The organism is Aeromonas sp. L_1B5_3, assembly GCF_963866575.1.
GTDB classification, from domain to species: Bacteria; Pseudomonadota; Gammaproteobacteria; order Enterobacterales; family Aeromonadaceae; genus Aeromonas; species Aeromonas jandaei.
In genome coordinates, this window is record NZ_CAWMDN010000001.1 from 185872 (window position 1) to 212467 (window position 26596).

A 26596-nucleotide genomic window follows, 5' to 3' on the forward strand; every position below is an offset into this window, starting at 1 on the left:
GCGTTTAAGCGACAGCCACCAGTTTCTGGCCCTTCTGGCTGCTGTCCAGAATGAGGATGCTCGCCTTGGGGAAGAAGTTGAAAGTTGAGGCGGAGGCCCAGGTGTAGGCGCCCATCACCTTGCCCACTACCAGTTCGCCAAGCTCGAGATCCGGCAGCATGATGCCCTCGCGGATCACATCCACGCTGTCGCAGGTGGGGCCGGAGAGTACCGAGTTGTGCAGCTCGCCGCTGGCATAGGGCGTACTCACCGGATAAGTGACGTGGTCGTAGAGCTGGCCGTTGTAGCTGCCATAGAGGCCGTCATCCAGGTAGTACCAGATCTTGTCACCGCGGTGGGCCTTGCCCATCACGCTGGCGACCGAGGTCATGGCCGGTGCGCTGATAAAGCGGCCCGGTTCGGCAATCTTCTGTACGGTTGCGGGCAGCTTGGCCAGCGCCTCGCGGATCGGGGCGCAGAAGCCGTCGATATCGAACTCGCCACCCTCATAATCGACCGGGAAGCCGCCGCCGATATCCAGCACCCAGGGCTTGAGCCCGAGCGCCCAAGCCTGCTCCATGATCTCGCGGCAGGCGTCGATGGCCTGCACATGGCGACGGGCGTGAGGCACCTGCGAGCCGACGTGGAACGACAGCCCCATCACCTTGATCCCCTTGGCGTGTGCCAGTTGCAGCAGTGGCAGCGCCTGCTCCGGGGTGCAGCCGAACTTCTTGGAGAGATCGACCTTGGTCTCGGGGTTGGGGAAGCTGACCCGCAGCAGCAGTTTCACTTCGTCCTTGTAGGGAATGAACTTCTCCAGCTCCAGCGGGTTGTCGTAGACAAACACGGTGCAGCCGAACTCCAGCGCATAGCGGATATCGCTGTCGCGCTTGATGGGATGGGTATGAATGCAGCGTCCCGGGCGAACCCCCTGACTGCGCATCAGATCCACTTCGCCATTGGTGGCCAGATCGAAACAGGCCCCCTCTTCCTTCAAGACAGAGACCACCGCCTCATGGGGCAGGGGTTTGAGTGCATAGTGCAATCGTACATCGGGCAGGGCGGCGGCCAGGGCCCGATACTGTTTGCGGACGGCTGCCTTGTCGAGCAGCAGCAGGGGGGAGCCGAATTGTTCAACCAGCTGACGGTAATCTTGTGCTACCAGGGTCTCGTTCATTCTCTTTTGGTCATCCTTAGGGGGCGTGATATGCCCAAGCCATATGCGATTGAACCGGCGACGGCCGGGTCAGGCGAGCGGTCCGGTGGGACCAACCGAACACAGTGCATAAATTGATGGCAAAGTGCTTGGTTATGCGTCGGATTATCTGCTTATTGACTCTGTGTGCAAGCTATTTGATTGGATATGTTGGCAAGTTTTTCTGGCCGAAACGATTGAGAGGATTGCTATCAATTCAGCCACTTTCCTGATCGAACCGTTTCGCTGCCGTTCGGGCTTAACTTGTTGATAGTTAACTAACATTTAACATGTTGGCGAGGGTTTGAGCGCAGGGCAAAAAAGTGCTGCCGCGGGGTTCCAAGTGCGAGACAGCTCACATTTTTTGGATTAACATGCCCGCTTCCTAATCCAAATTAGTTCGGATGAAGGTAGCAGGAGAGCGATGGGCAACCATCCACCGAAGAAGTGAATCTTTCAGGTACCGGGCAACCGGTGTGGACTGCTACTGGACGATACTCTGGAGAGACCCGTTTAATCGGGCGCCGAAGGAGCAAGGCACCATGATTGCATCGCAATCTGGCGCCGGAAACTCTCAGGCAAAAGGACAGAGGGGATGGGATGGTTGTACCTGGGCTTGGCCCGCATCCGATCGCCTCTGGGGATCGCGACACCTATGGGAAGATCATCCTTCTCCTCCTTAATTTTTGTTTCTTAAGGAGGATGCATGTCATCAATTCAATCGGCGTTAACCGCCATCGATAGCTTTATCTGGGGGCCACCCCTGCTGATCCTGCTGGTCGGGACCGGTATCTACCTCACTCTTCGTCTGGGTCTGCTTCAGGTGGTGCGCTTGCCGCTCGCTCTGCGTCTGGTCTTTGGCCGCGATCAGGGCCAGGGCAAGCAGGGGGATGTCTCCAGCTTCGGCGCCCTCTGTACCGCGCTTTCGGCAACGATCGGCACCGGCAACATCGTCGGGGTCGCCACCGCCATCAAGCTCGGCGGCCCCGGTGCCCTGTTTTGGATGTGGATGGCAGCGCTGTTTGGTATGGCGACCAAGTACGCCGAGTGTCTGCTGGCGGTCAAATATCGCGAGCAGGATGCCAACGGCCAGATGGCTGGCGGCCCCATGTACTATCTGGAGAAGGGGCTCGGCTCCAGGCCGCTCGCCAAGCTGTTTGCCCTGTTTGGCATCGGTGTCGCCTTCTTCGGCATCGGCACTTTCCCGCAGGTGAACGCCATCAGTGACGCCATGAGCCTCTCCTTCTCGGTACCCCGTGAAGCGACTGCCGTGGTGCTGACCCTGATCGTGGCGCTGGTGACTTTGGGGGGCATCCAGTCCATCTCCAGCGTGTCGAGCAAGGTGGTCCCCTTCATGGCCATCTTCTACATCGTCGCTTGCCTGGGCGTGCTGGTGAACAATGCCAGTGCCTTGCCGGAGGCGATCGCGCTGGTGATCGGGAGTGCCTTCACCGGCCATGCGGCGACCGGTGGCTTCGTCGGTGCCGGTATCATGCTGGCCATTCAGTCCGGGGTGGCGCGGGGGGTCTTCTCCAACGAGTCGGGACTGGGCTCTGCGCCCATCGCGGCGGCGGCGGCCAAGACCGACTCCTGTGTGGAGCAGGGGTTGGTCTCCATGACCGGCACCTTCATCGACACCATCATCATCTGCACCATGACCGGTCTGACGCTGGTGGTGACCGGGGTGTGGAGTGGCGATGTGAGCGGTGCTGCCATGACCAGTCTGGCCTTTGCCCAGGGGCTTGATGCCCATGTCGGCCAGTATCTGGTGAGCATCGGCCTGCTGTTCTTCGCCTTTACCACCATCCTTGGCTGGAACTACTACGGCGAGCGCTGCACCGAGTACCTGTTCGGGGTGAAAGCGATCAAACCTTACCGCCTCATTTATCTGGTGCTGGTGGCGAGTGGTGCCTTCCTCCATCTGGATATGATTTGGCTGCTGGCCGACATAGTTAACGGCCTGATGGCGGTGCCCAACCTCATCGGCCTGATTGGCCTGCGCCATGTGGTGATTGCCGAGACCCGCGCCTACTTTGGCCGCGAACAGGATGGCGAAGCAGAGCCGGAACCTCAGACCGCCTGATCCCGCAACAATCTATCCAAACGAAAAAAGCCACGACCCAGGTCGTGGCTTTTTTATTGCGCTCTGTTCGTCGCGGGATCAGAGAGACTGTTTGCTGCGCTTGGGCAGCAGCAGGTTCATCACGATGGCGGTGATGCCGCCGGTGGCAACGCCGTATGAGAGTACGCTTCTGGCCAGCTCCGGCAGGTGCTGCAGCACTTCCGGCACCTGCGCGACCCCGAGGCCCATGGCCAGCGACACCGCCAGGATCATCAGGGCGCGTCTGTCCAGCTCCTCGCGGGAGATGATGCGCACACCCGCGGCGGCAATGGTGCCGAACATGACGATGGTGGCGCCGCCCAGCACAGGTTCGGGGATCTGCTGTACCAGACTGGCCACCGCTGGGAACAGGCCGAGCAGGGCCAGCATGGCTGCGATAAAGAGGCCGACATGACGGCTGGCGACGCCGGTCAGTTGAATAACGCCATTGTTTTGGGCGAAGGTGGACATGGGGAAGGTGGAGAAGAGCGCCGCCAGCATGGAGTTGGCGCCATCGGCCAGCACGCCACCCTTGATCCGTTCCATATAGACAGGCCCTTCCAGCGGTTCGCCGGAGATGTCCGAGGTGGCGGTCATGTCGCCGATCGCTTCGAGCGCCGTCACCACGAAGATGATGGCGAGCGGTACGAACAGCTGCCAGTCAAAGCCGAGGCCGTAGTGGAGCGGAATGGGCACCATCACCAGCGGGCCATCGAAGGTGGGGGCGCTCACTTTGCCCAGTAGCAGCGCCACGGCATAGCCCGCCAGCATGGCGATCATGATGGCGGAGAGGCGCAACCAGGGGTTGCGGCTGCGCTGCAGCAGCACGATGAGACCGAGCACCAGCAGGGAGAGAAAGAGGTTGGTGTGGCTGGCGAAGCTGCCGTCCGCCAGCGCGCCGTAGCCGCCACCCATGCTGATGAGCCCCACCTTGATCAGGGTCAGGCCGATGAGCAGCACGACGATGCCGGTCACCAGCGGAGTGATGATCCGTTTCACCAGATGGAGGAAGCGGCTCATCACTACGATGGTGAGGGCGGCCGCCAGCATGGTGCCGAACAGGGTGCCCAGCAGATCGTCGGTGGGCATGGCCGCCTGCTTGAGGGCGAGACCGGAGGCGATGATGGGCCCGAGGAAGTTGAAGCTGGTGCCCTGTACCGAGAGCAGGCCGGAACCGATGGGGCCGAAGCGGCGGGTCTGGATGAAGGAGGCGATGCCGGACATGACCAGCGACATGGAGACGATATAGCGAGTGTCGGCGGCAGGGAGGCCGAGGGCATTGGCGATGATGAGAGGGGGGGTGATGATGGCGACAAACATGGCGAGCATATGCTGCAGGGCGGCGAACAGCGTCTGGGGCAGAGGCGGGACATCCTCTATGCCATAGACCAGTTCGCTATGGGCTCGCCTGGGTGGATGTGCCTCTCGATTGGCGCGTGTGACTGCTGCCTGTTCCATATGTACCTCGACTGTGTGGGGGGAGGGGGAAAAATTGGGCGCTATTGTAGTGATCGAGAGGGGGATGACCAGCGTTAATGAAGAGAAAAAAGGTTTATTTTTCTGTGTATTGAAACGTTTGCGCGGTGTCGTTATCATCTGTCGGTTTGTGTGATCGTCCTCTCCTTTTTATTCCCCTCGCTAATGACATTTTTACCACTTTGTAGGTGTAGAATGAGCCCTCGGTAATTAATCGTGGAGACTCTGGATGCTTAAGTTGTCAGAGTTCTGGAGTGCGAGGGTTCACTCCGAAGACTTTACCCGTACCCGTATGGGTTTTATGACGGTGCGGTTGCGCCTGCTCACCTGTCTGCTGATGGCCGGGTTGCCAGCCTGGGCCGTGGTGGACTGGATTACCCTGCCTGCCCCCCATTTCGAGCAGCTGTTTCAGGCCCGCATCTTCTGCACTCTGGCACTCTCTCCGCTGATCCCCCTCTCTTACCTCATTCACTTTCGTCGCGAGCGGATGAAGCTGGCCCTCGGCTATCTGATGATGGTGATGATGATCTTCTCCCTCTTCTGTCTGCACAGTTTTGGCAGCGAGCAGGAGCTGCAGGCCGGTTATGCCGTCTTCCCCTATCTGCTCATCACCCTGTTTGCCATCTTTCCCATTCCGCTCTCTCTTGGGCTACAGCTGGCTGGCGTGGTGCTGGTGACCATGCTGCTGGGGTACTGGCTGCTGGTGGGGCAGAGCCTCTGGAGCCAGGCCACCCTGAACCAGATCTGGGTGCTCGGCATGTTTACCCTGGCCAGCTGCTGGGTGCAGTGTGGTCAGCTCAATATGCTGCTGCGACTCTATCGGGAGTCCACCACCGACGAGCTGACCGGCATGATGAACCGCCGCCTGCTGATGAAGCAGCTGGAACAGGCGAGAGTCCGACTGCAGACCAAGAAGAAGCCCTTTGCGGTAATGCTGCTGGATCTCGATCGCTTCAAGCGGATCAACGATATCTACGGTCATCTGGCTGGGGATGCGGTGCTCAAGGAGGTGGCCACCACGCTGGGCGAGCAGCTGGAACCGGATATGGTGCTGGGGCGCTACGGCGGCGAGGAGTTTGCCATCCTGATGCACAACAACGCCGATTCGGTACAGGCGACCAGAATGGCCGAGCGGCTGCGTATTGCGGTCGAGGCGCGGCTGGTAAAGAGTCCCACCTCGGACGAGTTGCTGGAGGTGACGGTGAGTATCGGGATTGCCATGGCTCGTGCCGACGATACCATCGATATTCTGATCAACCGCGCCGACGAGTGTCTCTATCAGGCCAAGATGGCGGGGCGCAACTGCGTGGTGGTCGAGGGGCAGAACAGTGGAAAAACAGATGCCGCCTGAGGGCGGCATCTTGTTGGCAAGGTGCTGACGAAATCAGCTCAGCTTGTACTTGCCGGAGAGTTGCTGGGCCAGCAGCTTGAACATGTTGAACACTGCCATGGTCTTGCCGGTCGGGGTGCCATCTTCGGCGAGGAAGAACTCCCCCTTGAACACCAGAATATCCCCCTTCTGCTCCACCGAGTCGGCGCGCATGCCGTGGATGAAATCCTCATGTTCCTTGATGATCTTGTTGGCCATCTCCAGCAGGGCAGTCTCGGTGATCAGCTCTTTCTGTGGTTGCATGCTCGTCTCCTTAAACGACTACTGGGCAGGGGCATTGAGCCATTGCATGTGGCGGCGCCCTGCCTCTGATTGAAGAGGGGGCTAGCATACTGCAAACGGGGATTTTCTGTCATTGATATGACCCCGCTTTGTCGCGTTTTAGCCCATCACCAGATTCTTCAACCAGCGGCGCTGGCGAATGCGGCGCTGCACCAGCACCATCTTGCTGATCTCCTCCAGTAGCACCACCGCTACTACCCAGGAGAGGGGCCAGCCGAGCAGAGAGACCGCCACCCAGGCGAGCGGCAAGCCGATACACCACATGCCGACGATATCGATGAAGATGGTGTAGTTGACATCGCCGCCCGAGCGCAGCACCCCGATGATCCCCACCATGTTGAACACCTTGAGCAGCATGCCAAAGCACATGATAGCGAGCACCTGACCCGCCTCGGCCATCAGCTCGGGAGGCAGGTTACCGACCCACTGCAGCAGGTTGGTCTGCAGCAGCCAGACAGCGATCCCCACCAGCAGGGCGCCTATGGGGGCGAGCAGCAGGAAGAGCTGGGAGTGCTGCCAGGCGACCTCGTACTCCTCGGCGCCAAGCCGGTGGCCGAGCAGGGTGGAGCAGGCCACCGCCAGCCCGAAGAAGAGGGAGATGAGGATGCTCTCCAGCGTGCCCAGGGTCGTCATGATGGCCAGCGAGTCGGTGCCAAGATGGGCGTAGAGAAAGCCGTAGAGCAGCATGCCGAACGCCCAGAGGCCGTCATGAAACAGCAGCGGCAGGGCGATCAGGGTAAAGCGCACCACCTCCTTGCGCCGAAATGCCGCCAGCCAGTCAGCCTTGCGCGGCACGAGGCGAGCCTCATTGCGCTGCACATAGATGAGCAGCAGCACCGTTTGCAGCAGTCGGGAAATAGTGGTGCCCCAGGCCGAGCCGGCGACGCCCATCGCCTCGAAGCCGAAATGGCCGAAGATAAGGGCGTAGTTGAGGATGACATTGGCAATGATGGCGATGATGCCGATCCGGGTGGGGGCGGCGGCATTGCCGACCGAGCGCAGCGCCGACTCCAGCGGCACCACCACGGCGGTGCAGAGGATGGTGGCGCCGGTGATCATCAGAAACTGGTCGGCCAGCGCGCGCAGCTCGGGATCCTGGCTGGCAAATCCGAGCACGTCGCCTGGTGCGAACACATAGACGAGGGCAAACGGCAGCGCCACCAGCAGGGCGCCGACCAGTGCCAGCGCCAGTGACCGGCGTACCCCTGCCATCTCGCCGCGGCCGTAATATTGTGCTGCCAACACCGAGACCCCGCCTGCGAGGCCCGCTGTCACCAGCAGATTGAAGAAGAAGACCCGGTTACCCAAGCCGACCGCCGCCACAGCCGTGGTGCCAAGCTGGCTCACCATCATGATGTCGATGAGACCAAGCAGGGAGAACATCATGGATTGCAGCGAAACCGGCAGGGCCAGCCGCCACAATCGGGTCATGAACTCGCGATCGGTGGTTTGTTTTAAAATCGCTTGCCAATAATTCATTAGTGTTAACCGGGTATGAGAAAAGCAAGGTTTGTCATGGGTATGATAGGGGGAGTGGCGAGCGGCTTCACTGTGAGTCTCTCTCGGGTTTATTGTGTGAAACTATCCTGTTGAGGTGTTATGTCCTTTGTCAGCGAGTGTCTGGAGATAGCGCCCTCCTGCGATGAGCGAATGCTGGGGCGCGAAGGGCTGCCGCTGCTCGGCGAGGCCGGTATTTTTCTGACCGGGCTCTCGACCATTCGGGAGCACTACCTCATTCGCCGTAATCGGCCCGAGTTTCACATTCTGATGGCGAGCCACAGCGAGGGGGGGGCGCTGCTTACCGACCGGGGCGAGCAGCCAGTCCCGAACGGTTCGCTCATCTTTTTGCCCGCCGCCGTGCCCGGTGGCCTCAAGCTGGTGGGGGAGCAGTGGCAGATGAGCTGGATTTTGCTCGATGACGTGCCGCGCTGGCAGCATCTGCATCGGCTTGGTCACCGTATCTGGCAGGGGGATGGCGGTGATCAGCTTCATCATCTGCTCAGCCTGATCCAGCTCGAAGGGGTTCGTTCCCCACTCCAGCCCCAGTTGCTCACTCTGCTGTTGGCACTGCTGGAGCGCACCCTGCAGGGAGAAGTGCGTGGTACGCCGGAGCTGCGTTTGCAGGCGCTGTTTCGCCGGGTGGAGGCGCGCCTCGACGAGCCCTGGAGTGTGGCCCAGCTCGCCGACCAGATGGCCTGCTCGGTGCCCCATCTGCACCGCCTCTGTCAGCAGCACTTTGGTATGGGGCCAATGGCGAGGGTGACCGAGCTCAGAATGAACAAGGCGCGCCAGTTGCTGCTTTATACCAACTGGCCGCTCAGCGAGCTGGCCGCCCGGGTCGGTTACAGCGATGGCGCCAACTTTGCCAACTCGTTTCGACGCCTGACTGGTCAGACCCCGGGGGCATTTCGTCGACTCGGTCGCAAACCTTTTGCAACGGATATGCAAACTCTTTGAAATTAATGACACAAGCCCCTAGGATCGGCGGGTTCCTGCGTCTAGCTAACCGTTTAGGTATCAAGATCCATGTTTGAAGATAATAACCAGAAACGTCCTCTCTACATTCCCTACGCCGGTCCCGCCCTGCTGGAGACCCCGCTGCTCAACAAGGGGAGCGCCTTCACCAGCGAAGAGCGCAGCAACTTCAACCTCGAGGGGCTGCTGCCCCAGAATATCGAGACCATCGAGGAGCAGGCCGAGCGTGCCTATCGCCAGTTCATGGCGTTTGGCAACGACATGGACAAGCACATCTATCTGCGCAACATCCAGGACACCAACGAGACGCTGTTCTACCGACTGCTGCACAACCATCTGACCGAGATGTTGCCCATCATCTACACCCCGACCGTCGGCAAGGCGTGCGAGGAGTTCTCCAACATCTATCGCCGCGCCCGTGGCCTCTTCATCTCCTATCCGGACAAGGAGAGGATCGATGACATGCTGCAAAACGCCACCAAGCAGAACGTCAAGGTGATCGTGGTGACCGACGGCGAGCGGATCCTGGGTCTGGGTGACCAGGGCATCGGCGGCATGGGCATTCCCATCGGCAAGCTGTCGCTTTACACCGCCTGTGGCGGCATCTCGCCTGCCTACTGCCTGCCGGTGGTGCTGGATGTGGGCACCAACAACCAGCAGTTGCTGAACGACCCCTTCTACATGGGTTGGCGCAATCCGCGCATCTCCGGTGAAGAGTATGCCGAGTTCGTCGATGCCTTCATTCAGGCGGTCAAGCGCCGCTGGCCCGATATCCTGCTGCAGTTCGAGGATTTCGCCCAGAACAACGCCATGCCGCTGCTCAACCGCTACAAGAACGAGCTCTGCTGCTTCAACGACGACATTCAGGGTACCGCGGCGGTGACCCTCGGCAGCCTGATCGCCGCCTGCAAGGCCTCCGGCGCCAAGCTCTCCGAGAAGCGGGTTGCCTTCCTCGGCGCGGGCAGCGCCGGTTGCGGCATCGCCGAGCAGATCGTGGCGCAGATGAAGGCCGAAGGGCTGACCGATGCTCAGGCACGCAGCCGGGTCTTTATGGTGGACAGATTCGGTCTTATCACCGACAAGATCCCCAACCAGCTCGACTTCCAGCGCCGCCTCTCCCAGCCGGTGGAGCGCATTGCCGACTGGCCGGTGGGGGACAACATCTCCCTGCTGGAGGTGATGGAGCACGGTCGCCCGGACATTCTGATCGGGGTCTCCGGCCAGCCGGGGCTGTTTACCGAAGAGGTGGTCAAGACTATGCACAAGCACTGTGCCCGTCCCATCATCTTCCCGCTCTCCAACCCCACCTCCCGGGTCGAGGCGACGCCGGCAGACCTTATCCGCTGGACCGACGGTCAGGCGCTGGTGGCAACCGGCAGTCCGTTTGCTCCGGTGGAGTACAAGGGCAAGCGCTACGTCATCGCCCAGTGCAACAACTCCTTCATCTTCCCGGGGATTGGCCTTGGCGTCATCGCCTCCGGCGCCACCCGGGTGACCGACGCCATGCTGATGTCGGCTAGCCGTGCGCTGGCGGAGTGCTCGCCGCTGGTGAAAGGGGAGGAGGGCTCCCTGCTGCCGGATCTGGCGGATATCCATCAGGTCTCCCGCTACATCGCCAAGATGGTGGCCAAGACCGCCATGCTGCAGGGCAAGGCGGTGCAGACCCCGGACGAGGTTATCGATCAGGCCATTGAAGCGAACTTCTGGCATCCGGAGTATCGCCGCTACCGCCGCACCTCCTTCTGATACAGCGCAGCGCTAAAAGCCATAAAAACAAAGGGATGCCTCGGCATCCCTTTTTGCATCCGGTGAGTTATTGCGATAGTGAGCGATCGAACTGAATGATTGCTTCCATGACCTCATCTGGTGCTTCATACCAAGGGAAATGGCCTGCGTTGGGGATGGTTACCTGTCGAACGTTATCCCCTTGATAGCGGGGATCCTGCCACTGCTGCTGAGCGACTACTCGATCATCACCACCGGAAATAATAAGCACCGGGATAGTCGCTGGCCACCAGCGGGCTTCGTACGTTTCATCAAAGTGGTCTGCCGACCAGCTCATGGCCGCAAGGTTGAAGGGGAGGCTCGCCAGCATGGCCCGCCCCATGGCCAACGTGTGCGTCGAAAAGTTCCAGGGAGCACTTGCCATGACGAGCGTCCTGAGGGTCGCGATATTTGGTTCGCGGGAAAAAGCTTGCGCGGCAGTCTCGCTCTCGGGCAAGGGGTGCTGTTCACACATGCTTGCAAAGTCGGCCTGCCAGCGAGCAGAGGGGGCCGAGCTTATCAACACCAGCCCAGCCAGCCGCGTAGCCAGTTCAGATACCGAGAGCAGATACATGCCACCGGTTGAATGACCAATGAAAACGGGGTTGGGAAGTGCATCGGCGGCTTCTATGAGTACATCCGGCCAGCGCTCGTACGCAGTCGTATGATCGATCATGTCGGTATTGCTGCCATCGCCGGGCAGATCAATTAGCCAGACTGTGCTGTTGACCGTCAGCTGCTCTGCCAGCATCTGCAGGCTTTCCGAGCCAAGCCCCGGACCACCTGGAAGCAGCAGCCAGTTGTATTTGCCTGCCGAGCGCGAGACGCATCTCATGCGAATGCGGGAGGGGGTATAACGCACGTCATGCATTGTGTATTTATCTATGACTTGAACCGGTCGGGAGTGCAGACTTTATGCTGGCAAGGCAACGACGGCAAGCTGGTTTGAGCGCTGTGGAAGCGAAGGATAAATAACAAGGGGGGGATGCCCAGACATCCCCCCTTGATTCAGGTAATACAGCGTTCGCTACGCAAACAGAACTTGGTTACTTGGTTACTTGCTGGACGCCGGTGACGCGCACTTCGACGCGGCGATCCGGGGCCAGACAAGCGATCAACTTGGCCTTGGCCTTGATGCCGTCGCACTGGGTGCCGGTAACCGGGTTAGCCTCGCCACGCCCCTCGATGGAGACCTTGCCAGCCGGCAGACCCTTGCCCACCAGGAAGTCGGCCACGGTGCGGGCACGGGCTTCGGAGAGCTTCAGGTTATAGGCATCGGAGCCGATGCGGTCGGTGTAACCGACCACCACGGCGCTGCCATCTTTCGGCTGCACGTCGACGATCTGTTGATACAGGGTATTGAGCGCTGCGACACCTTCTGGCTTGAGGCTGGATTTGCCAAAGGCAAACAGCACGTCAGAGCTCAGGGCAAAGTTCTTGTCGACGACCACAGGCTCGGGGACGGGCTCGGGGGCCGGAGCGGCAACCGGTGCGACATAAGATGTCCGGTTGGGGTGCAGCACCAGCTCCAGGGTGGCAACACTCATGTCGCTCTCCCAGGTTTTCTGCTCGTCACCCAGATTCCACAGGTAACGGTAGCGAGCCTGCACATCGATGAGGTCGGAGAGCTTGGCTGTCAGCCCCAGGCCTGCCAGCGGCGCAGTGCCGTTGGCGTCGTTGCCGTTACCGTTGACGTGGTTGAAGTAGGCGCCACCTTCAGCGAATACGGAGAAGATATCGCCCAGCGGCAGGCGGGCGATGCCGGATAAAGTGCCCCCCTGAGTCTTGAAGTCGGTACCGTCTACGCCAGCTTTGCCAGCGTAGAGATAGCCCAGCTCGGCGGCGAAGTTCTGGTTGAAGTTGTAGCCACCGAACAGGTTCAGCGCGGTAGCATCCTTGTCGGCATCTTTGCCGAAATCATCGAGATTGTGGGCATAAGCCCAGCCTGCGCCCATACCGCCGTACCAGTCATCGGCGGCCTGTGCCGTGGTAGCTGCGGCGGCGAGCGCCAGTGCGATCAGAGTTGGTGCCATGTTGATTTTCATCGAATTATCCTCGTTGCATCAGCCCTTGCGGGCATTCGAAACAGTCGTTTTTATTAGCTGCGAAAAATTCGCCAGCAAAGTGGATAGCGGATGGCTTCGGGACACTCATGAGGCATTGGCATCATGGACAACAGGCCGGAAGGGAAGCGTTATCTCGCGCTTATCCAATCCCTTACAGGCGCAACTACTGTATGCCTTTGACTCTGAGCAGGCAAGTTCACGGGAAAAGGTGACAGGATTGTCAGAAGCAGACGGGGAAGTATGAAGCGGGGAAAAATGACAGGGGATAAACAAAAGGGGGAGCCTTGGCTCCCCCTTTCCGCACACAAGAGTCAGATTACTTCTGAACTTCTTGTACGCCAGATACGCGAACTTCTACGCGACGGTCCGGAGCCAGGCAGGAGATCAGCTGAGCTTTAGCTTTCACGCCGTTGCACTTGGTGCCGGTAACCGGGTTGGCTTCGCCACGACCTTCGATGGCAACTTTGCTGGCAGCCATACCTTTGCTGACCAAGAAGTTGGCAACGGTGCGGGCACGCGCTTCAGACAGCTTCTGGTTGTAAGCGTCGGAACCGATACGGTCGGTGTAACCAACAACAACAGCGTTGCCATCTTTCGGCTGGAACTCAACGATCTGCTGGTACAGAGCGTTCAGGGCAGCAACACCTTCCGGCTTCAGGCTGTCTTTGCCGAAGGCGAACAGGACGTCGGAGTTCAGAGCGAAGTTTTTCTCAACGATCTGCGGAGCAACCGGAGCCGGAGCTTCTTCAACAACCGGAGCCGGAGCCGGAGCTACGTAGGAAGAACGGAACGGGTGGTATACGGCTTCCAAGGTAGCAACGCTCTGGTTGGACTTGTAACGGTCACCGTTGTCAGCGTGCAGGTCAGCCACGTCCCACATGTAGCGGTAGCGAGCTTGCAGATCCAGAGCGTCGTTCACCTTGTAGGTCACGCCCAAGCCAGCCAGCGGGGAAACCTTGGTGTCGCTTACGCCCAGACCATCGGTGTGAGCCCAGTAGGCGCCGCCTTCAGCAAAGGCAGAGAAGTCGCCGCCCAGCGGCAGACGAGCGATACCGGACAGAGTGGCACCCTGGTTCTCGTAACGGTTGCCGTCAGTGTTGCCACGACCAGCGTACTGGTAGCCGAACTCGGTACCGAAGTTTTCGGTGAAGTTGTAACCTACGAAGGCGTTGGCAGCAGCAGCATCTTCTTCACCAACGTTGGTGCTTTCGATCTTGTTCAGACCGTTGAAGTGAGCAGCACCAACACCGGCACCGAAGTAGATGTCGTCAGCGGCGTGAGCAGCGGTGGCACCCAGAGCAGCCATGGTGATGGCAATCAGGGAAGGAGCCATTTTCATCATAAAAAAATCCTCGTTGAGATCGCACGTTGTTCACATGCTTCGCACTATTGAATTTATGTAAGCTGCAGGCTCCGCCGTACTGCTGGCGTCGAGTCTGGCAGTGACCCGGTGTCGGGTCGCACACTCTCCTGGTGTGTCAGATGCGCTGGCAGGGCACGCTGAGCGTGAAAAACCGCAGCCAGGCAACGATGTCATTCCGATGACGAGGCGCACTCTATGCCGATTTTGAAACATGATCAAGCTCACAAATGAACCTGATGGCAAATTGTGTCGTGTCGATAACTGGCTGTTTATCCAGATTAATTAGTGATCCAGATAGGCCCTGTGCAGGCGCTTTTCGAGCTTCATATAGGCCTGAACCCAGTCTGGCTGCGGGTTGGCCGGATTCGCTCTGGCAGCAAAGACGGCGAGATAATCCTGCTCGGTCGCGTTTTGCAGCAACGGAGTGAGACTGGTCAGAAAATGGTGGGCCAGATAGGGATCCAGTGGCCAGATATTGAGGATGGCGCGGGCGACCGGCTGGATGGCTGCCGGGCAGACAAAGTGCAGGTGGCCCGCTTCCAGCCATGTGGCCATGTCAGCCAATTCTGATTCCGGCACTACACCTTTATCTCCCGGCGTGGCGGCCAGCATCATCTCCTGACCATTACCGGTGAGCAGCAGACCATTTTGCTGCAACACGCCGTCATGACTGCGCAGTTGAAGAGTCGGTTCATCCTGCTCCAGAAAGAGTGAACATTTCTCTGACAGGGTTGTCAGAATGGTGCCGCAGTGATCGCTCAGTGAGGCGGGAAGCCAGAATGCTTCGGCGCGATATTGCGCTCCCTGCTGGAGCTGCAGTTGCAATTCTATGTCGCTGGAAACCGTGTGCAGGCGAGAGATAATGCCGGGAAACGCCATACTTATTCCTCTTAATGGGTAGCCAGCGAATTATACGGTTTATTGGGATGGCAACAATAAAGGTTTCTTTTCGAGACTGTTTACCTGAGGCGGCTGAGCGATTACCATCCCCCCTTGAAGGCAAGGGTTGTCGCCGAAAGGCGCTCATAAAGATAGAGGCTCGACCATAACGAGTCCGAACAAAACTGATACACTTGACTACGAGTCGTCGCGAAAAATAAAAGGCGGATTAAATCCGCCAAACGGAGTATGGAACAATATGAATTCAAATATCGTCACTGTTGGCAAGAAGATCCGTCAGATCCGTGAAGCGGTTGGTTTGAGCCGTCCGAAGTTTGCTGATTTGCTGGGTGTTCCACCCACAACCCTGAAGAACTACGAACTGGGTTATCGTGAAGTCGGTGGTGCCTTCCTGGTTGCCCTGGCTCATCACCCGGAACTGCACAAGTTCACTCTCTGGCTGCTGGCTGACAAAAAAGTCGCCGAAATCGGCCAGATTGGTCCGGACGATCTCGCCAAGGCGTAATCGTCACTGTGACAGATAGAGAAATGCCGCCCCTGGGCGGCATTTTTTTGTCCCTGAAACAGTGCCCGGCCAGACGTTTCCCGTATCTGTGCACTGCATAGAGCTTTTACGCAAAACATCTTGGCAAACCACAGCAAACCTCAGAAAATTCCGACCCTCAAAACCCGGTTCATCTCGCATGATGCGAAAGAAAGTGAGACAAGCATGAGTCAAACCACCCCCAAGGCCAGAGACGGCTTTACCAGCAAATTCGGCGTACTCGCCGCCACCCTAGGTTCTGCCGTCGGTCTTGGCAACATCTGGAAATTTCCCTATCTGACGGGTGAGAACGGCGGTGCCGGCTTTCTGCTTGTCTATGTGATCGCAACCCTGCTGGTCGGCCTGCCGGTGATGATCTCCGAGATCATGCTGGGCCGCAAAAGCAAAACCGATGCGGTGACCACCCTGAGCAAGCTGGCGCCCAAAGGGCAACCCTGGTGGCTGATCGCCGTCATGGGCGTGCTGGCCGCTTTCCTTATCATGTCCTTCTACTCGGAAGTGGCTGCCTGGGTTTTCGCCTACATCTTCAAAGCGGTTGATGGCTCCATCCTCTCGACCGATCCCAAGGTCACCGGCGACGCTTTCAACGCGTTGATCAGCAACCCGTTGCAAAGCCTGCTGTGGCAGTGGCTGGTGCTGGCGTTGATGGGCGGTATCCTGCTGATGGGGGTCTCCAAGGGGATCGAAGCGGTCACCAAGAAGCTGATGCCGGTGCTCTTCATTCTGCTGCTGGTGATCGGCGTGCGTAGCCTGACCCTGCCGGGTGCGAGCCAGGGGCTCTCCTTCCTCTTCTCGCCCGATTTTTCCAAGATCACCGGCGCCGTGGTGCTCACCGCCATGGGGCTTGCCTTCTTCAAGCTCTCCATCGGGATGGGCTGCATGATGACTTACGGCAGCTACTTCCGTGATGACCAGAACATCCCGGTCACCGCGTTCCGGGTGATGTGTGCCGACCTGTTCGTCTCCATGCTGGCCGGTATCGCCATCTTCCCGGCGGTGTTCGCCTTCGGTTTCGAACCGACCGCTGGCCCCTCGCTGCTGTTCATCACCATTCCGGCGGTCTTTGCCAGCATCCCGTTTGGCCACCTCTTTATGGTGCTCTTCTTCGTGCTGTCGGCCATCGCTGCCACCGGCGCCATGCTCTCCATTCTGGAAGTACCGGTATCCGTGCTCTCCGAGCGCTTCAAGATGAGCCGCCCCAAGGCGACCCTGATCAACCTGCTGGTGCTGGGGGCCGTCGGCTCCACTTGCGCGCTCTCCAACAGCGCCATGGCGGATGTGCATGTTGCCGGCAAGACCTTCTTCGATCTGTTCGACTACCTCTCCTCCAACATCCTGATGCCGCTGGGCGGTATTTTCCTCTGCCTGTTTGTGGGCTGGGTATGGGGCGAGGAGAAGCTGCGCGATGCCCTGACCAATGGTGGCGAGCTGGAGCTGCCGATCCTCAAGCCGCTCTTCTTCATCATCCGTTACGTATCGCCGCTGCTGATCCTGATCGTGATGCTCAAGGGGCTGGGGCTCTTCTAAGCCAACCGTTCCCGCATAGCAAAAGAGCGCCGCAAGGCGCTCTTTTTGTTTCGGTGGTTTTGGCGATGGGGCTTCGGGCTAGATCACCCCGAGCCGGCCCAGTTCATCCTTGAGCTGGTCGAGGTTGCGCTCGACGCAGGCCTCACCCTCCTCGATGGCATCGCTGGCGCGATGAAAGTCCATGATGGAGAAACTGCCAAGGCGCGGACAGAGCTGGATTTCCGGGGGATCCCCCGCCATCCGTGCACGGGTGATCCGCTCCTGCATGATGTTGATGGAGCCGCTCATCACACTCCACATGCCGGGCGTGGCCGGGGTTGCCTCACCGCGATTGAGCCACTGGCTGAGCAGGCCGCCGCCGGATTGATCCGGCTCGTCGGTCCAGGGCTGGTGCATGTCGGTGTTGAGGTTGATTGCGATAACCACCTCGGCTCCCATGGCGCGCGCCAGCGAGATGGGCACCGGATTGACCACGGCACCATCCACCAGCCAGCGGTCGTTGACCCGGGTCGGGGTGAGGATCCCCGGCATGCCGCAGGAGGCGCGCACCGACTGGCGCAGCGGCCCCCGTTGCAGCCAGATCTCGCGGCCGGTATCGAGTTCGGTCGCCACGCAGGCGAAGGGGATGGGCAGACTCTCCAGCTCGGGATCCCCGAGATGGTTGGCGGCAATGCCAAACACCTTTTCGCCGCGAAACAGGCCGCCGGAGAGGGCAGGATCGAGCAGGCTCACCACCTGCAGGCGGGTAAAGCCGCGCACCCAGCTCTCCAGTCTGTCCAGCTCGCCAGCGGCATAGGCGGCGCCGACAAAACTGCCGATGGAGCAGCCGGCGATGAGATCGGGCTTGATGCCGAGTCGTTCAAGAGCGCGGATGACGCCGATATGGGCCCATCCTCTGGCGGCACCGCTCCCCAGAGCGAGCCCTACGCGGGGTTTTCGTGGCACGAAGTGACTCCTGAAAAGTGTGGAGGGCCCAGCTTACTCTGTGAGCTGGGCCTCGTCACCCTGCCATCTTTCCGAGCGGTTGCGGCCATTGCCTTTGGCCTGATAGAGGGCGACGTCGGCGCGGCGGATCGCCTCGTGCAGCGGGATGGAGTCTGCATGGGGGTGATAACCGAGGCTGATGGTGACGGCCAGCTCGGGTACTATGCTGCGCCAGTCATAACCCTCGACCGCGATGCGGATCTGCTCGGCCAGCGCTACGAGACGAGCGTCGTCACAGCGGGCGACCAGCAGCAAAAACTCCTCGCCCCCCCAGCGGATTAGACAATCCGATGGGCTGAGTTGCTGCTGGCAGATCTGCACCAGCCGGATCAGCACGATATCACCCACTCCATGGCCGAAGCGGTCGTTGACCCGCTTGAAGTGATCCGCATCGAACAGGATCACCCCGACAGGCATCTGTTTTGCCAGCTGGCCACTCTGCTCCTGTTGGGTCAGATAGTGCCGATTGAAAGCACCGGTGAGCGCATCATGGCAGGAGAGGTAGTTGAGCTGCAGGTTGAGACGGCGAGATCTCAGGCTGGAGAGGGCAGCCAGCAACATGAAAGCGATGGCGAGCAGGGTCGGTGCCGACTGGCAGATCAGTGCAACGAGCAGCTCAAACAGAGGGATGCGATGCACCAGCCGCAGCGGCGTATCGCTCAGCGCCTGGGTGAGTTGAAAGCCCCCCTGATTCCAGCGGTACTGATCGTCCGGTGCCAGATGTTGTTGGGGATGGGGATCCGAGTTGCTGCAGGCCAGCACCTGATCGTACTGATTGATGAGCAGGTAACCGCCGAGCTTTGGGGTGAGCGCCTGCAATTGCTGGTGCAGCCGCGAGAGCAGCACATCCATGCTGATGACCCCCACCAGTGTCGAGCCTTTGTAGAGGGGTTGCGACATGGTGATCATGGTGCCAAGGCCGGCAAAGTCCTCATAGGGGCGCGAGAGGATGGTGGTGCGGGCCGGATTGGGGGTCGCCTGTGCATCCTGCCAGTAGGACTTCTCATAGATGGCATTGGTAAAACGGTACTGGCTGGAGGGGCGCCAGGGGTAGAGGTAGACAAAGTTGTCTGCGCCGGTGAAGTAGACCCAGGCGATCTCCTTGCCAAGGCGCTGGCTGGCGGTAGAGAGCAGGGGCGAGAGACTCAGGGCCAGATGAATGCGCGCTTCCCGCTCGCTGCCACGGGGGGGCAGGGGCCCAAATCCGGTGAGGTTGCCGACCAGCCCTGCGGGCAGGTCGGCTGGCGGGTGATCGAGTGCCAGTCCCTCCGGCAGCTGTTCGAGATGGCGATAGAGCTGGCGGGTCAGTACCGACTGGGGATCGCTGCGCAGTCGCTCTTCGGCCTGTCCGCGCATCGCCTCGAGAAAGGTCTCGGTCTGCTTGAACTGATCGCGCAGGCGAATGGCGCTGTTGGCCGTATCGCTAAGATAGAGATCCTCTATCTGTTTCAGACTTTGCCGCAGGGTCAGACCAACCAGCAGGATGACGGAGGCAAACAGCAGCCAGGTCAGGCGTGAGAGGAAACGTCGGTCAGACACATTTGGCATAGGCGATTTGGCTATATTGCGAAGAAAACTGTCGCTAGTGTATGCGACTCTGCTGAAAAAGGGATCGAAAAGGCTTGATTGCAGTGATCTTGCGCCACTCCTGTTACGTTTTGTCACATTTATACATAGTCACGGCATAGTCTGGGGCTAAAATGGCCCCCAATCAGATTTCCCTCTCTCAACTCTTCATGGATTGCTCGATGAAAATGCGTATCTGGCTGGGCCTCGGCCTGCTCTCTCTGGTGGCTGCCATCTGGTGGGCGGTTGGTCACTTTCAACCGGCAGCCAAGGCCCCGACCCGCGAGATCAATATTCGCACCCAGACCGTCAAGCAGAGTCTGGCCGAGCCGACCCTCAAGCTGGTGGGCAAGCTGGAGGCCAACCGCTCCGTGGTCATCAGCCCCGAGGTGACCGGCCGCATCGTCAATATCGCCGTGAAGTCCGGGCAGGGCGTCGCCAAAGGGGAGACCCTGATCGCCCTCGACAACGGCAAGCAGCGCGCCGAGCTGGCCGAGCAGAGCGCCAGCCTGCGCGACGAGCACCGCAAGCTTAACGAGATGCGCAAGCTGGTGGCCCGTGGCGCCGTCACCCAGTCGGTGCTGGAGGGGCAGGAGGCCACCGTCGATCAGGTGCAGGCACGCGTCGATGCCGCCCGCTACGAGCTCTCCCTGCGTAACTTGCAGGCACCGTTTGCCGGCACCGTCAGCCTGATTGATCTGAGCGAAGGGGCGCTGGTCAATAGCGGCGATACCTTGCTGCACCTCGACGATATCGACACCCTGCGCCTCGATCTGGCGGTGCCGGAGCGCTACCTCGCTCTGCTGCGCCCCGGTATGGCGGTAACGGCGACCAGCGCTGCCTGGCCGGATCAGCACTTCAACGGCAACCTCACCACCCTCGACAGCCGCATCTCCAACGAGACCCAGAACATCAAGGCGCGGGTCGAGCTGCCCAACCACAACGGCCAGCTGCGCCCGGGCATGCTGCTCAACGTCGAGCTCTCGCTCCCCTCCCGCCAGCTCACCCTTATTCCTGCCCAGTCGGTGGAGTATGCCGGCGAGCAGCGCTTCGTTTACCGCCTCGAGGCCGATGGCCGGGTCAAGCGGGTGCCGGTGGTGCTCGGTGAGACTGAAGGGGAGACCGTCTGGGTCACCGAAGGGCTCAAGGTTGGCGATCGCATCGTGGTCGAGGGGCTGGTCAATCTGCGTGATGGTGCCAAGGTCCGCGATCTGGCGGAGGTAAACGGCTGATGTGGCTCTCCGATATCTCAGTACGCCGCCCGCTGGTGGCGGTGGTGCTCAGCGCCCTGCTCACCGTGTTCGGTCTGGTCGCCTTCAGCAAGTTGACGGTGCGAGAGATGCCCGATGTGCAGACCCCGTCGGTCACCATCACCACCACCTATGAGGGGGCTGCCCCGGCGGTGATGGAGAGCCAGGTTACCAAACCCATCGAGGATCAGCTCTCCGGCATCAGCGGCATCAAGAACATCAACTCGGTGACCCGCAAGGGGCGCTCGATGATCACGGTGGAGTTCAAGCTCGGCTGGAACATGGTGGAGGGGGTCTCCGATGTGCGCGATGCCCTGACCCGCGCCAAGAGCAAGCTGCCGGAGGATGCCGACGACCCGCTGGTGACCAAGGATAGCGGTAGCGGCGATGTGGCGGTCTGGCTCAACTTCAGCAGCAGCCAGATGGATCGCACCGCCATGACCGATTACGCCAACCGGGTGCTGGTCGACCCCCTGAGTCTGGTGGACGGGGTGAGCGAAGTGGAGCTCTCCGGCGATCTCACCCAGGTGATGTATGTGCGGCTGCGCCCGGCCGATATGGCGGCGCGCGGCGTGACGGTGGCGGATGTGCAGGATGCCCTCAAGCGCGAGAACATCGAGCTGCCGGGCGGCGAGATCCGCAACAACTCCATGACCATGTCGGTGCAGATTGCCCGGCTCTACCACACAGCTGAAGATTTCCAGCAGTTGCAGGTGCGCACCGCCGCCAACGGCCAGAGCGTCTATCTCTCCGATATCGCCGATGTGGAGGTGGGGGCCAAGAACGAAGACAGCGCCTACCAGCGCAACGGCCGCGAGAGTCTGGGTATCGGCATCGTCGCCCAGTCTACCGCCAACCCGCTGGCGGTGGCGCAGGGGGTGGAGAAGAAGCTGGTGGAGATGCAGCGCTTCCTGCCGGAGGGGGCCAAGCTGGAGGTCGATTACGACTCCACCATCTTTATCAAGCTGGCCATCGACGAGGTATATGAAACGCTGGCCATCTGCGCCGTGCTGGTGGTGGCGGTGCTCTATCTGTTCCTCGGCCAGGGGCGAACCACTCTTATTCCGGCCATCACGGTGCCCGTGTCGCTTATTTCTGCCTTTATCGGCGCCTGGTATCTCGGTTTTTCCATCAACCTCATCACCCTGCTGGCCCTTATTCTCGCCATCGGTCTGGTGGTGGATGACGCCATCGTGGTGGTGGAGAACATTCACCACCATCTGCAGCGGGGTGAGCCCCCCCTGCTGGCGGCCTGGCACGGCACCCGCGAGGTGGGCTTTGCAGTCATCGCCACCACCGCAGTGCTGGTGATGGTCTTTATCCCCATCGCCTTTATGGATGGCATGGTGGGCCGGCTCTTTACCGAGTTTGCCATTCTGCTCTCTTTGGCGGTGCTCTGCTCCTCGCTGGTGGCGCTGACCCTCACGCCGGCCATGGGCTCTTGGCTGATGCGCCCGCTCGACAAGCCGAACCGGCTGACGGCAGCCCTCGATCGCGGCCTTGGCTGGGTGGAGGGGCACTATCGCCGCCTGTTGCAGGGGCTGCTGCGCCGCTCGCGCTGGACGCCGCTGGCGCTGCTGCTTTGTCTCGCCGGTATCGGCGCTCTCTTTACCCAGCTGCCGAGTAGCCTCACCCCGACCGAGGATCGCGGCGTGGTCTTCGTCTTCGTCAAGGGGGCGGAGGGGACCAGCATAGAGCGGATGAAGCGCAACATGCAGCAGGTGGAGTCCGCCATCATGCCGATGCTGGGCAAAGGGGTGGTCAAGGCGATGAGCTTCAGTACCCCCGCCTTTGGCCGTGGCGGTGATCAGACCGGCATGGTGATCATCCAGCTCACCGACTGGGCCGAGCGCGACATCACCGCCACCCAGTTCTCCCGCTCGCTGGGTGCCAAACTCGCCGGTATTCCCGACGTGATGATCCGCACCTTCCAGCCGGGCTTCCGTGGGGGCTCCACCGCTGCGGTGCAGTTCGTGCTGCAGGGCAACGACTATGCCGAGCTCTACCAGCAGGGGCTGGAGCTGCAAAAAGCGGCGCAGGCCAGCGGCCTGATGATAAGCCCGGATCTCGACTACGCCGAGAAGACCCCGGAGCTGCAGGTGACCGTCTCGCGCGACAGCGCCAGCCAGCTTGGCATTCCGGTCTCCACCGTCGCCAGCACCCTGCAGGCGATGCTGGGTGGGGTGAGCAAGACCACCTATGTGGACCGGGGCGAGGAGTATGACGTCTACCTGCGCGCCAACCAGAAGGAGTTCAACGGCATCTCGGATCTCGGCCGCATCTACCTGAAGGCGGCCAACGGCGAGATGGTGAGCCTCTCGACCCTGGCGACAGTCAAGCAAGTAGCGACCGCCAACCGCCTCAACCACTACCAGCGCCAGAAGGCGGTGACCCTGACCGCCGACGTGGCACCTGATCACACTCTGGGCGAGGCCCTCGACTTCCTCGACGGCTGGGCCAACGAGCATCTGCCTAGTGGCATGACGGTCGATTACGCCGGTGACTCCAAGGATTACCGCGACAATCAGGGGGAGATGGCGATGGTCTTTGGCCTCGCCCTGCTGGTGGTCTATCTGGTGCTGGTGGCCCAGTTCGAGAGCACCCTTACCCCGACCGTGGTGATGATGACGGTGCCGCTCGGCATCTTCGGCGGCCTGCTCGGCCTCTGGCTGACGGGGCAGGAGATGAGCATCTACAGCCAGATCGGCATGATCATGCTGATCGGCATGGTGACCAAGAACGGCATCCTGATCGTCGAGTTCATCAACCAGCTGCGCCAGCGCGGCGAAGGGTTCGAGGAGGCGATCATCGCCGGTTCGGTGCGCCGCCTGCGCCCGATCCTGATGACCTCGCTCACCGCCATTATCGGCGCGGTGCCGCTGATGCTCTCCATGGGGGCGGGCTACGAGAGCCGGATGGCGGTGGGTACTGTGGTCTTCTTTGGCCTCTCCTTGGCGACCCTGGTTACCCTGCTGGTGGTGCCTGCCACCTACCACCTGATTGCCCGCCACGCCGGCATGACCGGGCAGCGGGATCAGCAGGTGGACGAGGCGCTGGCCGCCAAATTGACCGCCAAAGGGGAGGGGGACGAACAGACCCCAGCCCACTGACGGCTGCCGTCAGGGTGAGTTTTGCCAACAAGGGCGCCTGCGGGCGCCCTTGCTTTTGGCCCGGCTGCTGGCGCAGTTGTTGCCGGAATGGGGGGCGGTGTTGATGGCCAGCCCTTATCCCGTGCGAACTCTGGGGGCAAAAAGCCATCGCCCCCCTTGGCCGCAACCGGTATAATGCGCGACCCGAATTGTTCCAGGTGGTTAAAATGCAGCCGGTTACCAACCTTTTTTCCTATCCCCGCTATTGGGCCGAGTGCTACGGCACGGCGCCCTTCCTGCCCATGTCCCGCAAAGAGATGGACAAGCTCGGTTGGGACAGCTGCGACGTCATTCTGGTGACGGGGGATGCCTATGTGGATCACCCGAGCTTCGGCATGGCGGTCATCGGCCGGATGCTGGAGGCGCAGGGCTTTCGGGTCGGCATCATCGCCCAGCCGGACTGGTCATCGAAGGATGACTTTATGCGTCTGGGCAAACCGAACCTCTTCTTCGGGGTGACCGCGGGCAACATGGACTCCATGATCAACCGCTACACCTCCGACAAAAAGCTGCGCCACGACGACGCCTACACCCCGGGGGATGTGGGTGGCAAGCGGCCGGATCGCGCGACTCTGGTCTATACCCAGCGCTGCAAGGAGGCCTTCAAGGAGGTGCCCGTCGTTATCGGCGGCATCGAGGCTTCCCTGCGCCGCATCGCCCACTACGACTACTGGTCCGAGACCATCCGCCGCTCCATCCTGCTCGATGCCAAGGCCGATATCCTCATCTACGGCAACGCCGAGCGGCCGCTGGTGGAAGTGGCTCACCGCATCGCAGCGGGGGAGACCATCGAGACCATGCAGGATATTCGCGGCACCGCCGTTATCCGCAAGGAGCCGCTGCCGGGCTGGAAAGGGGTGGATTCGAGCAAGCTCGACCAGATTGGCCGCATCGATCCCATCCCCAACCCCTATATGGAAGGGGCGCCCTGCGCAGATGACGCCACCGACGCGGCGCCTGCCGCGCAAGAGGCCAAACCCGTGCTGGTGCAGCCGGCCAAGCCCAAGCCGTGGGAGCTGACCTATGTCAAGCTGCCCGCCTATGAGCGGGTCAAAGAGGACAAGGTGCTCTACGCCCACGCCTCGCGCATTCTGCACCACGAGACCAACCCCGGCTGCGCCCGCGCGCTGGCGCAGGCTCACGGTGATCGCATCGTCTGGGTCAACCCGCCTGCCTTCCCGCTCGAAACCGAGGAGATGGACGGCGTCTTCGGCCTGCCCTACCAGCGGGTGCCGCACCCCGCCTATGGCAAGGAGAAGATCCCGGCGTTCGACATGATCAAGACCTCGGTCAACATCATGCGCGGCTGCTTTGGCGGCTGCTCCTTCTGCTCCATCACCGAGCACGAAGGGCGCATCATCCAGAGCCGCTCGGAAGAGTCGATCCTCAAAGAAATCGAAGATATCCGCGACAAGGTGCCGGGCTTTACCGGCGTAATCTCGGATCTCGGCGGCCCCACCGCCAACATGTACAAGCTGCGCTGCAAGAGCCCCAAAGCCGAGCAGACCTGCCGTCGCGCCTCCTGTGTCTGGCCCACCATCTGCCCGCACATGGACACCGACCACAGCCCGACCATCAACCTCTATCGCAAGGCGCGCGACCTCAAGGGGATCAAGAAGATCCTCATCGCCTCCGGCGTGCGTTACGACATCGCGGTGGAAGATCCCCGCTATATCAAGGAGCTGGCCAAGTACCACGTCGGTGGCTACCTCAAGATCGCGCCGGAACACACCGAGGAGGGGCCGCTCTCCAAGATGATGAAGCCGGGCATGGGCAGCTACTACCAGTTCAAGGAGCTGTTCGACAAATACTCCAAAGAGGCGGGCAAGCAGCAGTACCTGATCCCCTACTTCATCTCCGCCCACCCGGGCACCACAGATGAAGACATGGTCAATCTGGCGCTCTGGGTCAAAGAGAACCGCTTCAAGCTCGATCAGGTGCAGAACTTCTACCCGTCGCCGCTCGCCAACGCCACCACCATGTATTACACGGAGAAAAACCCGTTAAACAAGGTGAGCCGCGAGGGGGGCGATGTCTTCGTCGCCAAGGGCGAGCGCCGTCGCCGCCTGCACAAGGCGCTGCTGCGCTATCACGATCCAGCTGGCTGGCCGATGATCCGCGAAGCCCTACTCGCCATGGGCAAGGGCCACCTGATTGGCAACGGCCCCGGCTGTCTGGTGCCAGCAGAAGGTCGCAACGAGCGCGCCGCCACTGGCAAGGGCATGAAACCGGCCCTGACTCGCCACAGCAACATCAGTCACCAGCGTGGCAATGGTGCTGGCAACAAGGCTGCGGGCCAGAGCAACGGCCAGCACGCTAGCGGCAACGCCAACAAGAGCGGCAAAGGCAATGGCAAGCCGCTGGGCTCCGAGCTCAAGCTGGGGAACGGCAAGCCCGCCGGACAAGGCGCAGGTCATAGTGCTGGTAAGAGTGCAGGTAAGGGCAAACCGACCGGTAAACCCGCCCATAAGGGCAAGGCGCCGACCCGTGCCGGTTCTGCCAAGCCCGCCGCTCAGGGCGGTAAGCCTGCTGTCAAAGGAAATGGTGCCAAGCGACCGGCTCGGTAATATTTCCTGATTGGAAAG

General features: G+C 60.7%; 19 protein-coding genes and 1 riboswitch. Of the genes, 9 read left to right on the forward strand and 10 right to left on the reverse strand.

The features are described from left to right. Positions 1-4: 4 nt before the first annotated feature. Positions 5-1156, reverse strand: a complete 1152-nt coding sequence (locus AACR93_RS00865) for a type III PLP-dependent enzyme (RefSeq protein WP_043849394.1) — start codon at positions 1154-1156, stop codon at positions 5-7. A gap of 507 nt (positions 1157-1663) precedes the next feature. Beyond that, positions 1664-1774, forward strand: a riboswitch (glycine riboswitch). Between the two features lie 106 nt (positions 1775-1880). Between AACR93_RS00865 and AACR93_RS00870 the strand changes: the two genes are divergently transcribed. Next, on the forward strand, positions 1881-3257 hold the full coding sequence (locus AACR93_RS00870; protein WP_043849395.1) for an alanine/glycine:cation symporter family protein: 1377 nt from the start codon (positions 1881-1883) through the stop codon (positions 3255-3257). 78 nt (positions 3258-3335) lie between these two features. Here the strand turns inward: AACR93_RS00870 and AACR93_RS00875 are convergent, their stop codons facing one another. Continuing rightward, entirely contained in the window at positions 3336-4733 is a 1398-nt protein-coding gene (locus AACR93_RS00875; RefSeq protein ID WP_043849396.1) for a nucleobase:cation symporter-2 family protein, read from the reverse strand. 247 nt (positions 4734-4980) lie between these two features. On the opposite strand from AACR93_RS00875, the gene AACR93_RS00880 reads away from it, so the two are divergent. Further along, positions 4981-6102 (forward strand): GGDEF domain-containing protein, encoded by a 1122-nt coding sequence (locus tag AACR93_RS00880; protein ID WP_043849397.1) that lies wholly within the window; start codon positions 4981-4983, stop codon positions 6100-6102. Positions 6103-6135: 33 nt separating this feature from the next. On the opposite strand, the gene AACR93_RS00885 is transcribed toward AACR93_RS00880, so the two are convergent. Both AACR93_RS00885 and AACR93_RS00890 read right to left on the reverse strand, forming a co-directional pair. After that, entirely contained in the window at positions 6136-6384 is a 249-nt protein-coding gene (locus AACR93_RS00885; protein ID WP_033115738.1) for a YciN family protein, read from the reverse strand. A 138-nt stretch (positions 6385-6522) separates the two neighbouring features. Continuing rightward, positions 6523-7902: an MATE family efflux transporter gene (locus AACR93_RS00890; RefSeq protein ID WP_043849398.1), complete on the reverse strand. Its 1380-nt coding sequence runs from the start codon at positions 7900-7902 to the stop codon at positions 6523-6525. 120 nt (positions 7903-8022) lie between these two features. Here AACR93_RS00890 and AACR93_RS00895 point away from each other — a divergent pair, with 120 nt between their 5' ends. Both AACR93_RS00895 and AACR93_RS00900 read left to right on the forward strand, forming a co-directional pair. Beyond that, a complete protein-coding gene (locus tag AACR93_RS00895) occupies positions 8023-8880 on the forward strand; it encodes a helix-turn-helix transcriptional regulator (RefSeq protein ID WP_043849399.1) in 858 nt (285 codons plus the stop codon). 69 nt (positions 8881-8949) lie between these two features. Next, on the forward strand, positions 8950-10644 hold the full coding sequence (locus tag AACR93_RS00900) for an NAD-dependent malic enzyme (RefSeq protein ID WP_041208193.1): 1695 nt from the start codon (positions 8950-8952) through the stop codon (positions 10642-10644). A gap of 67 nt (positions 10645-10711) precedes the next feature. Here the strand turns inward: AACR93_RS00900 and AACR93_RS00905 are convergent, their stop codons facing one another. From AACR93_RS00905 to AACR93_RS00920, 4 genes are all read right to left on the reverse strand, one after another. Then, the gene (locus AACR93_RS00905) at positions 10712-11533 is read right to left on the reverse strand and encodes an alpha/beta fold hydrolase (RefSeq protein WP_043849400.1); all 822 of its coding nucleotides are present in this window, start codon (positions 11531-11533) and stop codon (positions 10712-10714) included. Positions 11534-11708: 175 nt separating this feature from the next. Next, complete coding sequence (locus AACR93_RS00910; RefSeq protein WP_043849401.1) at positions 11709-12707, reverse strand: porin OmpA; 999 nt, start codon at positions 12705-12707, stop codon at positions 11709-11711. 337 nt (positions 12708-13044) lie between these two features. Next, the gene (locus tag AACR93_RS00915; RefSeq protein ID WP_041208197.1) at positions 13045-14070 is read right to left on the reverse strand and encodes an OmpA family protein; all 1026 of its coding nucleotides are present in this window, start codon (positions 14068-14070) and stop codon (positions 13045-13047) included. A gap of 303 nt (positions 14071-14373) precedes the next feature. Further along, positions 14374-14970 carry a hypothetical protein gene (locus AACR93_RS00920; protein ID WP_043849402.1) on the reverse strand — a complete coding sequence of 199 codons (597 nt, stop codon included), beginning with the start codon at positions 14968-14970 and terminating at the stop codon, positions 14374-14376. Positions 14971-15229: 259 nt separating this feature from the next. Between AACR93_RS00920 and AACR93_RS00925 the strand changes: the two genes are divergently transcribed. Then, complete coding sequence (locus tag AACR93_RS00925; protein ID WP_026456659.1) at positions 15230-15496, forward strand: helix-turn-helix domain-containing protein; 267 nt, start codon at positions 15230-15232, stop codon at positions 15494-15496. A 204-nt stretch (positions 15497-15700) separates the two neighbouring features. Beyond that, a complete protein-coding gene (locus tag AACR93_RS00930) occupies positions 15701-17062 on the forward strand; it encodes a sodium-dependent transporter (RefSeq protein WP_043849403.1) in 1362 nt (453 codons plus the stop codon). A gap of 78 nt (positions 17063-17140) precedes the next feature. Here AACR93_RS00930 and AACR93_RS00935 read toward each other — a convergent pair whose 3' ends face one another. Together AACR93_RS00935 and AACR93_RS00940 are read right to left on the reverse strand one after the other, a co-directional pair. Beyond that, a complete protein-coding gene (locus tag AACR93_RS00935) occupies positions 17141-18007 on the reverse strand; it encodes a patatin-like phospholipase family protein (protein WP_033115730.1) in 867 nt (288 codons plus the stop codon). 33 nt (positions 18008-18040) lie between these two features. Further along, a complete protein-coding gene (locus tag AACR93_RS00940) occupies positions 18041-19594 on the reverse strand; it encodes a sensor domain-containing diguanylate cyclase (protein ID WP_043849404.1) in 1554 nt (517 codons plus the stop codon). 200 nt (positions 19595-19794) lie between these two features. Here AACR93_RS00940 and AACR93_RS00945 point away from each other — a divergent pair, with 200 nt between their 5' ends. The 3 genes from AACR93_RS00945 to AACR93_RS00955 all read left to right on the forward strand — a co-directional run bounded on the left by AACR93_RS00945 (position 19795) and on the right by AACR93_RS00955 (position 26578). After that, positions 19795-20844 (forward strand): efflux RND transporter periplasmic adaptor subunit, encoded by a 1050-nt coding sequence (locus AACR93_RS00945; RefSeq protein WP_043849405.1) that lies wholly within the window; start codon positions 19795-19797, stop codon positions 20842-20844. After that, positions 20844-23972: an efflux RND transporter permease subunit gene (locus AACR93_RS00950; protein ID WP_043849406.1), complete on the forward strand. Its 3129-nt coding sequence runs from the start codon at positions 20844-20846 to the stop codon at positions 23970-23972. Before AACR93_RS00945 ends, AACR93_RS00950 begins: the two co-directional genes overlap by 1 nt. 206 nt (positions 23973-24178) lie before the next feature. Continuing rightward, the gene (locus AACR93_RS00955) at positions 24179-26578 is read left to right on the forward strand and encodes a YgiQ family radical SAM protein (protein WP_043849407.1); all 2400 of its coding nucleotides are present in this window, start codon (positions 24179-24181) and stop codon (positions 26576-26578) included. The last annotated feature ends 18 nt before the right edge of the window (positions 26579-26596 follow it).